General features: G+C 67.1%; 13 protein-coding genes and 1 tRNA gene. 7 read left to right on the plus strand and 7 right to left on the minus strand.

Features of this window, described 5'->3' with window-relative positions:
* Positions 1-13 precede the first annotated feature (13 nt).
* Positions 14-247 carry a DUF5703 family protein gene (locus tag ASF72_RS15315; RefSeq protein ID WP_056600347.1) on the plus strand — a complete coding sequence of 78 codons (234 nt, stop codon included), beginning with the start codon at positions 14-16 and terminating at the stop codon, positions 245-247.
* A gap of 8 nt (positions 248-255) precedes the next feature.
* Here the strand turns inward: ASF72_RS15315 and ASF72_RS15320 are convergent, their stop codons facing one another.
* Positions 256-1,416, minus strand: coding sequence for an acyl-CoA dehydrogenase family protein (locus tag ASF72_RS15320; protein WP_056600349.1), 1,161 nt, complete (start codon positions 1,414-1,416; stop codon positions 256-258).
* A gap of 11 nt (positions 1,417-1,427) precedes the next feature.
* Positions 1,428-2,732 (minus strand): M20/M25/M40 family metallo-hydrolase, encoded by a 1,305-nt coding sequence (locus ASF72_RS15325; protein WP_050687339.1) that lies wholly within the window; start codon positions 2,730-2,732, stop codon positions 1,428-1,430.
* Between the two features lie 179 nt (positions 2,733-2,911).
* On the opposite strand from ASF72_RS15325, the gene ASF72_RS15330 reads away from it, so the two are divergent.
* Positions 2,912-2,994, plus strand: a tRNA-Leu gene (locus tag ASF72_RS15330).
* 158 nt (positions 2,995-3,152) lie between these two features.
* Here ASF72_RS15330 and ASF72_RS15335 read toward each other — a convergent pair.
* The 3 genes from ASF72_RS15335 to ASF72_RS15345 form a co-directional block, all read right to left on the minus strand.
* Entirely contained in the window at positions 3,153-3,647 is a 495-nt protein-coding gene (locus tag ASF72_RS15335; RefSeq protein ID WP_056600352.1) for a DUF805 domain-containing protein, read from the minus strand.
* Positions 3,648-3,758: 111 nt separating this feature from the next.
* Positions 3,759-4,724, minus strand: a complete 966-nt coding sequence (locus tag ASF72_RS15340; RefSeq protein WP_056600355.1) for a glycosyltransferase family 9 protein — start codon at positions 4,722-4,724, stop codon at positions 3,759-3,761.
* Positions 4,721-5,866 carry a glycosyltransferase family 9 protein gene (locus ASF72_RS15345; RefSeq protein WP_231686114.1) on the minus strand — a complete coding sequence of 382 codons (1,146 nt, stop codon included), beginning with the start codon at positions 5,864-5,866 and terminating at the stop codon, positions 4,721-4,723. Before ASF72_RS15345 ends, ASF72_RS15340 begins: the two co-directional genes overlap by 4 nt.
* A 209-nt stretch (positions 5,867-6,075) precedes the next feature.
* On the opposite strand from ASF72_RS15345, the gene ASF72_RS15350 reads away from it, so the two are divergent.
* From ASF72_RS15350 to ASF72_RS15370, 5 genes are all read left to right on the plus strand, one after another.
* Positions 6,076-6,378 carry a DUF4193 domain-containing protein gene (locus ASF72_RS15350; protein WP_050687344.1) on the plus strand — a complete coding sequence of 101 codons (303 nt, stop codon included), beginning with the start codon at positions 6,076-6,078 and terminating at the stop codon, positions 6,376-6,378.
* A 120-nt stretch (positions 6,379-6,498) separates the two neighbouring features.
* The gene (locus ASF72_RS15355) at positions 6,499-7,239 is read left to right on the plus strand and encodes a M50 family metallopeptidase (RefSeq protein WP_050687346.1); all 741 of its coding nucleotides are present in this window, start codon (positions 6,499-6,501) and stop codon (positions 7,237-7,239) included.
* A 9-nt stretch (positions 7,240-7,248) separates the two neighbouring features.
* Positions 7,249-8,355, plus strand: coding sequence for a glutathione S-transferase family protein (locus ASF72_RS15360; RefSeq protein ID WP_056600358.1), 1,107 nt, complete (start codon positions 7,249-7,251; stop codon positions 8,353-8,355).
* Between the two features lie 13 nt (positions 8,356-8,368).
* A complete protein-coding gene (locus tag ASF72_RS15365) occupies positions 8,369-9,484 on the plus strand; it encodes a serine hydrolase domain-containing protein (protein ID WP_056600361.1) in 1,116 nt (371 codons plus the stop codon).
* Positions 9,485-9,511: 27 nt separating this feature from the next.
* The gene (locus ASF72_RS15370) at positions 9,512-10,645 is read left to right on the plus strand and encodes an FUSC family protein (RefSeq protein WP_231686115.1); all 1,134 of its coding nucleotides are present in this window, start codon (positions 9,512-9,514) and stop codon (positions 10,643-10,645) included.
* Here the strand turns inward: ASF72_RS15370 and ASF72_RS15375 are convergent.
* Together ASF72_RS15375 and ASF72_RS15380 are read right to left on the minus strand one after the other, a co-directional pair.
* On the minus strand, positions 10,642-11,553 hold the full coding sequence (locus ASF72_RS15375) for a MaoC family dehydratase (protein ID WP_056600364.1): 912 nt from the start codon (positions 11,551-11,553) through the stop codon (positions 10,642-10,644). The genes ASF72_RS15370 and ASF72_RS15375 overlap by 4 nt on opposite strands.
* Positions 11,550-12,890 (minus strand): 3-oxoacyl-ACP reductase, encoded by a 1,341-nt coding sequence (locus tag ASF72_RS15380; RefSeq protein ID WP_056600367.1) that lies wholly within the window; start codon positions 12,888-12,890, stop codon positions 11,550-11,552. Before ASF72_RS15380 ends, ASF72_RS15375 begins: the two co-directional genes overlap by 4 nt.
* Between the last annotated feature and the right edge of the window lie 3 nt (positions 12,891-12,893).

Below are 12,893 nucleotides of genomic sequence, written 5' to 3' on the forward strand. Positions count from 1 at the left end.
AAAATGGAGAGCAATGAAGGAACAATTTCTCACCAGCTCGGTCCAGCGGGAACGGGACTATCTTCGCCAGTACGAGTACCTCGTCCTGACGGTCAGCCCTGAGGATTCACTGCCTGAGGCGAGGCGCAGGCTTGTTGAACATTCCGAGTACGGCAAATGGGAGCTTGAGCGCAGCCGGCTGTACGTGGGTGGCGGCAGGCGGTTCTGGCTCCGCCGCCGGGTGATGCAGGTCCAGCGGACCGTTTAGGTCCCGGTTCAGTCCGCCAACGGCCCCAACCAGGCGTTGGCCACGGTGTTGTGCGCGCTCTCGTCATCCGAGGGGTGGAACATTCCCGCCAGCACGTCGCGGTAGAGGCGTTCCAGCTCCGAGCCCCGGAAGTAGCTGGACCCGCCGCTGACCCGGATGGCCAGGTCCACTACGCGGCGCGCAGTTTCGGTGGCGTTGACCTTCAGGCCCACCAGCTTGGGGAACCATTGCCCGCCATGGTCAACCAGCCGGTCCACGTCAGCAGCCACTGACTGCAGCTGCGGGTACAGGTTGTCCATCGCCATGGCCGCCTCCGCAACCTTCCACCGGATGTCCGGGTCCTGGGCGTAGCTCCTGCCGCCGTTCTTCAGCGAGGTGCGCCGCTTGGCGGTTTCAACACCCACAGTGAGCGCACGTTCCCCCAGCCCGGTATATACGGCCGCCAGCAGCGTTTCGAAGCACGCAAAGATGGCGAAAACCAGCGGGTCCGGATTGGGCCCCACGGGGAGCTTGCGGAAGATCCGGTCCGCCGTCACCACGGCACCGGCCAGGACGGTGGTGCCCGACTGGCTGGCGCGCATGCCCAGGGTGTCCCAGTCGTCCTTGATGAGGTAGCCCGGAGTGTCCCTGGTCATGAACCCGTGCACCAGTTCACCCTCGCCGTCCCGGCCGGCAGCGTCCTTGCCGAAGATCCCCAGCCGCGTCCAGGCCGGCGACAGGCTGGTGAAGATTTTGGTCCCCGTAAACGAGTAGCCACCATCGGGCAGCGGTTCGGCGACCGTGCGCGAGTCGAACAGGACGGAATCGTTTCCGGCCTCCGAGTTACCGAAGGCAAAGACCTCCCCCTGCGCCGCCTCCGCCAGGATGAAGTCCAGGGAGTGGTCGCCCCGGGCGCCGAGGACGCGGGCGACGCCGGTCCACACCAGGTGCATGTTGACCGCCAGGGCCGTGGCCGGGGCCGCCGTGGACAGCCGCCGCTGGCACTGCGCCGCGGCTTCGAGGCCAAGGCCCAGGCCGCCGTCGTCCGTGGGGACAAACAGTTTCAGGTAACCGGCGGCTGCCAGCTCCGCCAGGTCTTCGTGGAAGAAGGCGTTGTCCCGGTCATAGCCGGCCGCCCTGCCCCTGATACGTTCCAGCAGGGGGTCCGGCAGGACATCCTCGGGGGTCACGACGGCACCTGTCAGTAGTTGGTGAGCAGCGTGTCCAGGACCCTGGCCCCGAACTTCAGCGAATCGGCGGGCACACGCTCGTCCACGCCGTGGAACATGCCCGTGAAGTCAAGGTCGTCCGGGAGCATCAGGGGCGCGAAACCGTAGCCGGTGATACCAAGCCGGCTCAGGGATTTGTTGTCCGTGCCGCCCGAAAGGGTATAGGGCAGGACCTTGGCGCCGGGGTCCTCGGAATGGAGCGCATCGATCATGGAGTCAACCAGGTTGCCGGCGAAGGGCACCTCGAGGGAGACGTCCTGGTGGACGTAGCTGACGTCGACGCCGGCCCCGGCGAGGTCGCGGACAATCTCCAGGACGCGGTCCTGCTGGCCGGGCAGCGTGCGGCAGTCGATCAGGGCTTCGGCGGATTCGGGGATGACGTTGTGCTTGTAGCCGCCCTTGAGGAGGGTGGGGTTGGTGGTGTTCTGCAGCGTTGCGCCCACAAAGCGGGCCACGGTGCCCAACTGGTCCAGCAGCAGGTCCGGGTTGTCCGCATCAAATTCGACGCCGGTCAGTTCCGTGACGCCATCCAAGAACTGGCGCGTGGTGGGCGTCAATTCGATGGGCCACTTGTAGTCGCCGATGCGGGTGACGGCGGCGGCGAGCCTGGTGACCGCATTGTCGGTGTTGATCTGCGAGCCGTGGCCGGCCCGGCCGTGCGCCACGAGGCGCAGCCAGGAGATGCCTTTTTCGGCGGTCTGCAGGAGATAGGTGCGCTGCCCGCCGATGGTGGCCGAGAAGCCGCCCACCTCGGAGATCGCTTCGGTGGCGCCTTCGAAGAGTTCGGGGCGTTTATCCACCGCGTAGCGGGCGCCGTACTCGCCACCGGCTTCCTCGTCGGCGAAAAACGCAAAGATGATGTCGCGCTTGGGCTTTTTGCCGGACCGGGCGAAGCCGCGCAGTACGGACAGGATCATGGCGTCCATGTCCTTCATGTCCACCGCGCCGCGGCCCCAGATCAGTCCATCCTTGAGCTCGGCGCCAAACGGGTCCACTGACCACTGGTCGCGCAGGGCGGGGACCACGTCCAGGTGGCCGTGGACCACCAGGGCACTGGCGGCCGGGTCTTCGCCGGCCATCCTGGTGACAACGTTGGCCCGGCCGGGTGCGGACTCGAAGATCTCAGCGGAGAGGCCCACCTCTTCAATCAGGCCTGCCGCGTATTCGGCGGCCGCACGCTCCCCCGGACCCGATCCATCGCCGTAGTTCGAAGTGTCGATCCGGATGAGGTCCTGGCAGATCCGGACAACTTCATCCTCAGGCAGGACGTCAGGCATGGAAAACTCCTCGGGTTTGGTGGCTGGTGGGGTGTTCCCAACTGCTGCCCTCAGCCTACCCACACGCCCCCCACAGGCGCCGATTCCATGTTTCGGGAAAGTTCATGTTAGAGTTTTTCTCGCTGCTTCCGAGAGATGCGAAACGCCGAAAGGCGGGAAACGTCGTCGGGAAACACCCTGCGCGGGTGGCGGAATGGCAGACGCGCTAGCTTGAGGTGCTAGTCCTCGAAAGGGGGTGGGGGTTCAAGTCCCCCTCCGCGCACAAACGAAAAACCCCGGAAAATCAATGATTTTCCGGGGTTTTTCTGCGTTCCCGGTGTTATGCCATCCGGTGACTCCGCGGCGCCCGGGGATCCGTTACCGCTAAGCAAAGCAGGGAGCCCACCGTGAGCGGTGGACTCCCTGCCTATGTTGCGGTGGTTAGTTGCCTGTGGGCTGGTCGTAGACCTGCCCGGCCGGGTTGGCCGGCATGAGTGTCAGGATGAAGACTGCCAGCGCGCCCAGGAACGGAACGAGGTTGAGCAGGATGAGCCAGCCGCTGAAGTTCCCGTCGTGGAGCCTGCGGACAGTCAACGCCAGGGACGGGACAAAAATGGCCAGGCCCCACAGCAGGATCAGGGCACCGACAACAAAGAACCCCGGACCGGCCATGGGGCTGCCATTGACATCAGTGGTGGAACTGGTGGCAGCGGCGATCCCTGCCACGATATAGAGGACGGTGATGACGATGACGTTGGCCAGCGTGAACCACCAGTACTCGCTGCGGCTGGCACGGCCGGAAAACGTGGCGTACTTCTTGAAGAAGCGGCGCACGGCCACCGGCAATGAGGCACCGTAGTGCGGTGCCCACAGAGGCACCTCGCCCGTAGGAGCGAAAGCAGCCTGCTGTTGGTCTGGATATTGTGGATAGCTCATGGGAACCCCCCGGTTGTTCGAGTGATGCGACGTGCTAATAGTAGGGCCTGGCCAGCCTAAATCTGTTCGTTGGAGTAACTTTTGTTCCGGCTGCAGGGTCAGCCGCGGGATTCACGGCAGGCCCAGGGTCCTGACGGCCGCCAGCACGTCGGCCACCGTTACTCCGAGCAGTGCCGGATCCGGTTCCTGTGCGAACGTGTCCCCCCGGCGCAGCGCGGCCCGGGTGAGGACCACGTGCGGTCCCGGTGGCGGACCCCAGATCTCCGGCGGAGCAGGTCCGAAGAGGACAACTGATGGCGTTCCGTAGGCTGAGGCGAGGTGGGCTGCGCCGGTGTCGGCGGAGACCACCAACCGGGCAGCGGACACAGTGGCCGCGAACTGCGCAAGCGGCAGTTTTCCAGCGAGTACTGATTCCCCTGGCAGGCCTGCCAGGGTGCAGACCTGAAGTGCCCGGTCCCGTTCGGAACTGCTGCCAGTGAACACCACCGCGTGCCCTGCCCGGTCCAGGGCCGTTGCCACTGCCGCAAACCGCTCCGCCGGCCACAGCCGGCTTCCGTACGCGGCACCGACATGGAGGACCGTGGCGCCAGGCGCGCTGCTGGGAACCCTGGGTGTCTGCAGTTGGACATCAAGGGGGTCGGCGGCGACGCCATGCCAGGCCAGCAGCCTGACCCAACGGTCCCGCTCATGCAGGTCCGCGTCCCACGCAGGACCGTCCCGGTGCAGGCCGCGGTGGCCCATGGTGGTCCGTGCCTGCAGGGCATCGATGCGGCCCTGGCTTTCCGGGCCGCTGCCGTGAAGGTTGACTGCCACGTCCACCACGCCAGGCGCCAGTGCCAGGGGTTCATCCAATCCGTGGGTGGGCAGGAGTTCGTAGCCGCCCACCAGGTCCAGTGCTTCCGTGAGCCACCCCTGGGCCGCATACCGCAGGCGGTGGCCCGGGAAGGCACGGCGGAGCCCTTTCAAGGCAGGGACGGCCACCAGTAAGTCGCCGAGTTTCAAGGCCCGGAGCACCAGCAATTCCGGCTTGGCCTCCCGGATGCCGGCTGCTTCCGGGTGCGCCGTTCCGACGATCATCCTTGCCGTCCGGGGCGTGGCGTGGATACCAGGCTGCGCACGTCTTCATACACTCCCTGGACAGGCACTCCCGCCACCACAGAATCATCGTGGCCGCACCTGGGCGCAGTCCAGCCCACCTGGGTCACGTCGATTCCGCACGCCGGACAGGCGGTGGTCCAGCCCAGCTGGACGCGGTGCAGGCTGCGGCCCAGGGGGCCGGCGTTGATCATGTTGCCTACCCAGAAGATGCCCACTGTGGGGGTACCCAGTGCCTGGGCCAGGTGCCTCGGTCCGCTGTCGTTCCCCACCACCACATCCGCTGCCGCCAGGACGTCCACCAGCCCGGCCAGGTCCAGTTCGCCCGCCAGGGAAACTACTGGCGCAGGCGCGGCAAGGGCGAGGATCCGTTGGGCCAGTGGGCGGTCGCTTTCATCCCCCACCAGCACCACGGCGCAGCCATCGGCGGCACATGCCGCTGCAAGTTCCGCGAAGTGCGCCACCGGCCAGCGGCGGCGGGGATCTGTGGCTCCCGGGTGGACGACCACCAAAGGCCGGCTGCCGGCGTCGTCCGGAAGGACTGCAGCGGCACCGGCCGAAGGCGCGGCGGCAAGCCGGGCCTCGAGGTCCACCGGGGCTGCCCCCGCCAGTCCTGCCACTTCCAGCGCCCGCAGGGGTTCGTGCTGGTAATACAGATAGGGAACGGTGCGCTCAAGGCTCGCGGCATCGGCCGTCCTGGTCCCCACGGTGTGCCGTGCATCCAATCGCAGCAAAAAAGGATTGGAATAGCGGCCGCCGCCATGCAGTTGGACTGCGAGGTCGAATTGGCGGCGCTGCATATCCGCAAAAAAGGCGTCCACGGCAGCAGGGTCCTTTGTCCCGGGACGGACCCCCTCAGCGAAGGGCAGGATCTGCACCTCATCCACCGCGGACTGCACTGCAGCCAGCAGGCTCCGGTGGACGGGCGTGCCCAGCAAGGTAATGACCGCGCCCGGATATGCGCTCCTGAGGGCAGTGATTGCCGGCAGTGCAAAAATCAGGTCGCCCAGGCCACCGCCGCGAAGCACCGCGATCCGGCGTACGCCGCTGAACCTTTGCAGGACCGGACCGACGGCGGTATCCATCTGTTCGGCGCCGCCGAATTCAGCTGTGAGGTGATCCACCGATCTCCCCTTCCGGTGTGGCGGGTGCCGCCATTGCCGTGGGCAAGCCGCCGTCAGTGCTGCCACAATAGGGCCAAACCGGGCTCTCCGCCAGTCCGTTCCGGCACCGGGGCGGGCGCCGCGCCGGTCACCACCTCTTGGGGAATACCGGGTTGATGCTGTACGTTTCATACGCGACAGGCGAACCAAAGAAAAGAGAAGCACCCAAAGTGGCAACCGATTACGATGAACTGCGTTCCGACGTCAAGGAATCGCAGGACAACTCACTCGAGCAGCTCCAGTCTGCCAATGCTCCCGACGCGCGCAGCGTTGTCCTGGAGCTGGATGAGGCTGACGGGCTGGACGGCGCCGGAGTTCCCGGAGGCGAATTTGTCGCCGAAGAACTTGTGGTGCAGGTCATTCCGCAGGCTGACGACGAGTTTACCTGCTACTCCTGCTTCCTGGTCCGTCACCGGTCCCAGATCGCGAAGCAGAAGGACGGCCACAGCTACTGCACGGAGTGCGAAGGCTAATCCGTCCACCCCGTTCGGGGCGGCGGGATGACCCGCGGCCCCGTTGCCTTGAGGGCACGCCCCGATTCCGGCGTGCCTTTTGGCTTTTAACCCGGACCCTACACGGAAACAACGGTACCCATGGACTTCGCCGGCAACGCCGGGCAGTGGCTTGCTGCCCTTTTCAGCCGGGCAGAGCTGCCTGCCATCACCGCGGTGGAGCTCCTGGTGGCGCTGCTGGCGGCCATTACCCTTTCCATTCCGCAGGCCTCGTGGCGATATTTCGGCCTGCTGACCACTGCCACGCATGAGCTGGGCCACGCGTTCGCGGCGGTGCTGAGCGGCCAGCGGCTCTCGGGAATCACGCTGCGGCTGGACCACTCCGGGACCACCACCAGCTACAGCAGGAGCCGGGCGGCCGCCGCCTGGTCGTGTTTCTGGGGTTATCCTGTACCCGCCCTGGCGGGAGCGGCCTTCGTCTGGTGCGGCTTCAGCGGGTGGGGGCCTGCGGCCCTGGCCACGGGAACCATCATACTGGCCGTCTCGCTGGTGTTCCTGCGCAACCCGGCAGGCTTCCTCATCACCTTCAGCGCGATCGGCGCTTCGGCTGGCCTGCTGCTGCTGGTCCCCCACGCGTTTGCGGGGCACGTTGCAGTCGTCCTGGGACTGGCCCTCCTGGTGGGGGCGGTCCGGGACATCTTCAAACTCGTCCACCTGCACCTCAAGCGGCGGAACCGGCTGTCGAGCTCGGACGCCTATATCCTCTACCGCGCCACGAGGGTGCCGTCGGGGCTGTGGATCGCCGCGTTTGCCGTGGTGGTTGCAGCCGCCTGGCTGCTGGCCTGGCAGCCGATCGCGCGGATTCCGTTGCCGGGCGCATAGGCTGGAGCGATGAGCCAGGACACGGACAGCAAGCAGAAGGCCTCCGACAGCGGGGCGGACCACAGCACGCGCGGGGCTTACGTTACGGGCGGCGCGGAATTCACCCGGGACACCAACTACATCGAAGACCGGATCACCAGCGACGGCAAACCCGGTGCCAATGGGGAACCCGGCTGGCCGGTGGAAACCGGACGCTACCGGCTCATCGCCGCCCGGGCCTGCCCCTGGGCCAACCGCACGGTGATTGTGCGCCGCCTGCTGGGCCTCGAGGACGCAATCTCCCTGGGCCAACCAGGCCCCACCCACGACTCCCGCTCCTGGACCTTCGACCTGGATCCCGGCGGTGTGGACCCGGTGCTGGGGATTGAGCGGATCCAGGACGCCTACTTCACCCGCTTCCCCGGCTATCCGCGGGGCATCACTGTCCCGGCACTCGTGGACGTGCCATCCGGGGCCGTGGTGACCAATAACTTCCCGCAGATCACCCTGGACTTCTCAACCGAATGGAAGGCATTCCACCGGTCCGGGGCACCGGATCTCTACCCCGAACACCTGCGAGCCGAAATCGACCACGTCAACAAGCGGGTGTTCACCGAAGTCAACAACGGTGTGTACCGCTGCGGGTTTGCCGGCTCCCAGGACGCCTATAACGCGGCTTACGACCGGCTGTGGACAGCCCTGGACTGGCTGGAGGAGCGGCTTTCCGGCCAGCGGTTCCTGGTGGGTGAGACCATCACGGAGACGGACGTACGGCTGTTCACCACCCTGGCCCGCTTTGACGCCGTCTACCACGGCCATTTCAAATGCAACCGGCAAAAACTGACAGAGATGCCCGCGCTCTGGGGTTACGCCCGTGACCTGTTCCAGACGCCCGGCTTCGGCGACACCACCGACTTTGTGCAGATCAAGCAGCACTATTACATCGTCCACGAGGACATCAACCCCACCGGAATCGTCCCCGCCGGACCTGACCTTTCCGGGTGGTTGGAAGCCCACGGCCGCGAGGCCCTGGGCGGGCGCCCGTTTGGCGATGGGAATCCCCCGGGACCTGTCCGCGCCGGCGAGGAAGTCCTGCCCGGGCACGGTGCGGCCCCTCGGGTGGAAAGCGCTTTCTGACTAGACTGGCAGGATGCAGATTTCGTCAGGCTTTGCCGCTCCCGGTTATGAAAGCGTCCGGGACCTCTTTGACTCCTTCCTGGCAGCGGACCCGGGCTACAGCGCCCAGGTGGCGGCCTACCACCACGGAAAAGTTGTGGTCCGCCTCACCGGCGGCCCGGACATGGCCCCGGACACGGTGACCGGGGCCTATTCCTGCTCCAAGGGGGTTGCCGCCATGGTGATTGCCCTCCTGGTGCAGGACGGGCTGCTTAACCTGGATGCCGCCGTCGCGCACTACTGGCCGGAATTTGCAGTGCACGGCAAAGACCGGCTGCTGGTCCGCGAGGCGCTGTCGCACCAGGCCGGGCTGATGGGCTTGGCGGGCGGAATTGCCCTCGAGGATTTCACCACAGCCGCCGGAGCCGCACGGCTGGCCGCCGCCCGTCCCACCTGGCGGCCCGGCAGCCAGTTCGGCTACCACGCCCTTACCATCGGAATCATCATGGAGGAACTGTGCCGGCGCACCGCGGGCCGGTCCCTGCAGGAGCTGTACAACCAGCTGATCCGTACCCCGCACGGTGTGGACTTCTTCCTGGGCCTTCCCGGGGACCACGAACACCGGTACCGCGACGTGCTGTACGCAGCTGCCCCGGAGGACCAGATCTGGCTGGACCCCCTGAGCCTGGAAGGCCTGAACGGCAACGCTCCGGTAAGCACCATCATGGAGTTGCCCAACCTCCGGATTGTCCGTGCGGCAGGCATGTCGGCCGCCGGTGGTGTTGGCTCAGCCGAAGGGCTGGCGCGGCTCTACGCGGCCGCCGCCACGGGGGTGGACGGCGGTGCTGCTTTCCTGCAGCCCGGGACCATCGAGGCGATGGCCCAGGAGCAGGTCTGGGGATTGGACCGGTCCTCCGGACAGGACAACGCCTTCGCGGTTGTTTTTATGAAACCGCACCCCACGCGGAATTTCGGCAGCCACCGTGCGTTTGGTCACGAAGGCGCCAACGCGGCCCTGGGTTTCGCGGACCCCGCCTACGCCCTGTCCTATGGCTACATTCCGCGGCGTGCGGAGGAAGGCCGCACGCCGGGCAAAGCCCACCGGCTGGCCGCGGAGGTCCGCCGGTCAGCTGCCGCCACCTTGTCGTAGGCCGCCCCCGGCCCTACTGTGGGGCTGATGCATAAAGCTCCAGCACGTAACAACGTCAGGTGGGCACGGGGAACCCAGCTTCTGAAACAGGCAGTCACCGGCTTGTCGGCCGCCTTCGCGGCCCAGCGCCTCCAGCTGGCGGCCAAAGCCGCCCTCGCGGCGGGGCTGGCGTTCCTGATAGCGCCCCTGATGCCTGGGGCCGCAGCGCAGTACCCCTACTACGCACCCCTCGGCGCCCTCGTGGCGATGTACCACAACGTGGCCGGCTCGGTGCGGCAGGGACTGCAGGCACTGATCGGCCTGTCGCTTGGCATCGGCCTCGCATTCATCCTGGTCAACGTCACAGACCCCTCCCCGCTGACAGTTGCCGTTTTTATGGGCATCGGGGTCCTGCTCGGCGGGCTGCCGCTGATCGGCTCAGGCAGCGACTGGATTCCGACGGCGGCCCTGCTGGTGTTGCTGGTGGGCGGAAGCAATCCGGACGACTTCTCGTTTGGCTACCTGGTGCAGATGGGTGCCGGCGTGGCGGTGGGCATTGGCGTCAATTTCCTGATCTTTCCACCGCTGCACCTGAACGCCGCCGCCTCGAGCCTGGCCGACCTGCGCCGCGCCCTGGGCCGGCAGCTCACGGACATGGGCTCGGCCCTGAAGGAGCAGTGGCCGCCCGAACACGAGGAGTGGTCCAGCCGTTCGGAGGAGCTTGCGGCGGCTGCGAGGTCCGTGCGGCACCTGGTCAAGGAAGCGGATGCCAGCCGCCGGGCCAATCCGCGGCGGAAGCTGCATCCCCGCGACGTGGAGGGCGACTACCGCGACCTGCGGAACCTGGAACGGGTCACCTTCCACATCCAGGACATGACGGACGTCCTCACCGACGTGATCTGGGACAGCGACGTGCCATACGACGTTCCGGTGCAGGACAGCGGTCCCTTGGCGGACGCGATGACCGCGACGGGCAGCTATCTCACCGCCTCAGCCGACGTAAAAGCCGACGGCAAGGCTGTGGGCTTCGACTCGGAAGGCTTCGATGCAGCGCGGACGGCGGTGGAAGCCTGCATGGCCTCCACCGCCGGCCGTGAGGCGGAACCGGAGATGGTTCCGGCCTCGGAATCAATCCTCCTCAGCCTGCACCGGATCCTCCGGGCCCTGCGGCCCCCCAACTAAAGCGCAGTCACCGACCCCGCGAAATGGCGGCGCCCGGACCTCGGGCTCCAGGCCACAAAGTCGGACCTGCCCGGTTCGGCACCCCCGCCGTGGGTGGACCTGATTTCCAACGCCACCCGGCAGGGCAGGAATACCGGTGCGTCGAAGCTGACGTCCCAGGTGAAGGCATCCCCGCGGGCCGGGCCCACATCCGCAAGTGCCCTTGAGGCCAGGTACATGCCGTGCGCGATGGACCGCCGCATGCCCAGGGCCTTGGCGGACAGCACGCTCAGGTGGATCGGGTTGAAGTCACCGGACACGGCCGCGTAGGCCCGGCCTGTGTCGACTCCCAGCTGCCAGGACGCCGTGGGATCCGGGGCGGTGAAGTCCGGGCGTGCCGGGGCAGTGGATGGCTTGTCGATGCCGGGCAGGAACACACCCTTGGCGAGGTACGTGGAGACGCCCCGCCAGCAGGGAAGCGCACGTCCGGCCTGCCGCACTTCAGTCACCACGTCCACCTGGGTTCCGGCCCGGTGTCCACGCAGGTTTTCCACCCGGGACGTCATATCCAGGGTGTCGGTGAAGACCAGGGGCCGCAGGTTCTCCACGGTGTTGCTGAGGTGGATCATCCCCAGCAACGGGAGCGGGAAGTCGTCCCGGTTCAGCACACTCATGGCCAGCGGAAAGGAGAGTGCGTGGATGAACCCGGCGGGAAGCACGTCACTGGCAGTCTCCCCCACCAGGTGCTGGTAGGCGGTGAGGTTGCCTACATCCACCGCCACACCGCGGACTTCATGGCTGTCCCCGGGAAGGGCGGGAAGGTCGTGCGCACCCAGGATCCTTCGGCGCGCAGCCTGGGCTGCGGCGTTGACATAAAGCTTGGACAACGACGGCATCTCGCCCAGGATCACCGGCTGGCCGGTGCTCATGCTCCCACCAGGTTCTGCCCGCAGACCCGGAGTACCTGGCCATTGATGCCGCCGGCGGCACCGCTGGCCAGGAAAGCGATCGCTTCGGCCACATCGATGGGCTGGCCGCCCTGCTGGAGCGAGTTGGCCCGGCGGCCCAGTTCACGCAGGGCCACCGGAATCCGGGCCGTCATGTCCGTTTCGATGAAGCCCGGTGCCACGGCGTTGATGGTGCCGCCGTAAGCTGCGATGAGCGGCGCGGTGGCACGCACCATGCCCATCACGCCGCCTTTGGATGCCGCGTAATTGGTTTGGCCCCTGTTGCCTGCGATGCCACTGGTCGAGGCCAGGGAGACGATCCGCGGTGCAGTACGGAAATGCTCCGATGCCAGCAGCGCCTCGTTGATCCGCAATTGCGCCGCGATGTTGATGTTGATGACGGAGTTCCACTTCGCCTCGTCCATGTTGGCGAGCAGTTTGTCCCTGGTGATGCCAGCGTTGTGGATGACGACGTCCAGGCTGCCATGGCGTTGCACGGCGTGGTCGATGATGAGCTGGCCGGCACCGGGCGTGGTGATGTCCAGCTGCAGGGCGGTGCCGCGGACCTCATTGGCGACGGCGGCCAGCCGGTCACCGGCGGCCGGGACGTCCACCAGGACCAGGGTGGCGCCGTCACGGTGGAGGGTCCTGGCGATCTCGGCGCCGATGCCGCGCGCGGCGCCGGTCACGACGGCGGTCCTGCCTGCCAGCGGCCGGTCAGGGGTGTCCTGGGGATCGCCGCCCGTGCCCGTCACGGTGATGAACTGGCCATCGACGAAGGCAGAGCGGCCGGACAGGAAAAACCGCACGGCAGCCAGCGCGCTGGGACTGGTGGGTGCCACGTCCGGGGCCAGGAGCACGCCGTTTCCGGTTGCCCCGCGGCGCAGTTCCTTCGCCAGCGAGCGGAGGAACCCGTCCACGCCCTGCCGGGCGGCAGCCGCGGCGGGATCGGCGGTGTCCGACGCCGGCCGTGACACGGTGATGACCCGCCCGCCGGGTCCGAGGTCACGGAGGGAAGCGGCCACCACCAGGACCGGGCCGGCAAGGTCCTCCGGCGTCACCACGTCGTCCAGGACCAGGATGATGGCGCCGAGCCGTTCGCGGGGCACCGCGTGCCGGCGGACGTCCAGGTCCCAGGTGAGGAGCTCGGAAGCGAGGCTGTCGGCGCCCGGGGTGCTGCCCTGCACCAGGACAGGCCCGGTGATCAGCGGCTGCCCCGGCTGGTACCGGCGCAGGAAAGCAGGCTGCGGCAGGCCAAGTTTTTTGGCCAGGTTCCTGCCGAGGCCCTGATTGACCAGTTGGGTGTACTTGTCGGTCATGGT

This window comes from Arthrobacter sp. Leaf141 (genome assembly GCF_001424565.1).
Taxonomy (GTDB): domain Bacteria; phylum Actinomycetota; class Actinomycetes; order Actinomycetales; family Micrococcaceae; genus Arthrobacter.

Coding starts and splice junctions, on each gene's coding strand:
- ASF72_RS15315 (WP_056600347.1), top strand. CDS start 14: ATGAAGGAACAATTTCTCACCAGCTCGGTCCAGCGGGAACGGGACTAT.
- ASF72_RS15325 (WP_050687339.1), bottom strand. CDS start 2,732: ATGCCTGACGTCCTGCCTGAGGATGAAGTTGTCCGGATCTGCCAGGAC.
- ASF72_RS15335 (WP_056600352.1), bottom strand. CDS start 3,647: ATGAGCTATCCACAATATCCAGACCAACAGCAGGCTGCTTTCGCTCCT.
- ASF72_RS15340 (WP_056600355.1), bottom strand. CDS start 4,724: ATGATCGTCGGAACGGCGCACCCGGAAGCAGCCGGCATCCGGGAGGCC.
- ASF72_RS15355 (WP_050687346.1), top strand. CDS start 6,499: ATGGACTTCGCCGGCAACGCCGGGCAGTGGCTTGCTGCCCTTTTCAGC.
- ASF72_RS15360 (WP_056600358.1), top strand. CDS start 7,249: ATGAGCCAGGACACGGACAGCAAGCAGAAGGCCTCCGACAGCGGGGCG.
- ASF72_RS15365 (WP_056600361.1), top strand. CDS start 8,369: ATGCAGATTTCGTCAGGCTTTGCCGCTCCCGGTTATGAAAGCGTCCGG.
- ASF72_RS15370 (WP_231686115.1), top strand. CDS start 9,512: ATGCATAAAGCTCCAGCACGTAACAACGTCAGGTGGGCACGGGGAACC.
- ASF72_RS15375 (WP_056600364.1), bottom strand. CDS start 11,553: ATGAGCACCGGCCAGCCGGTGATCCTGGGCGAGATGCCGTCGTTGTCC.
- ASF72_RS15380 (WP_056600367.1), bottom strand. CDS start 12,890: ATGACCGACAAGTACACCCAACTGGTCAATCAGGGCCTCGGCAGGAAC.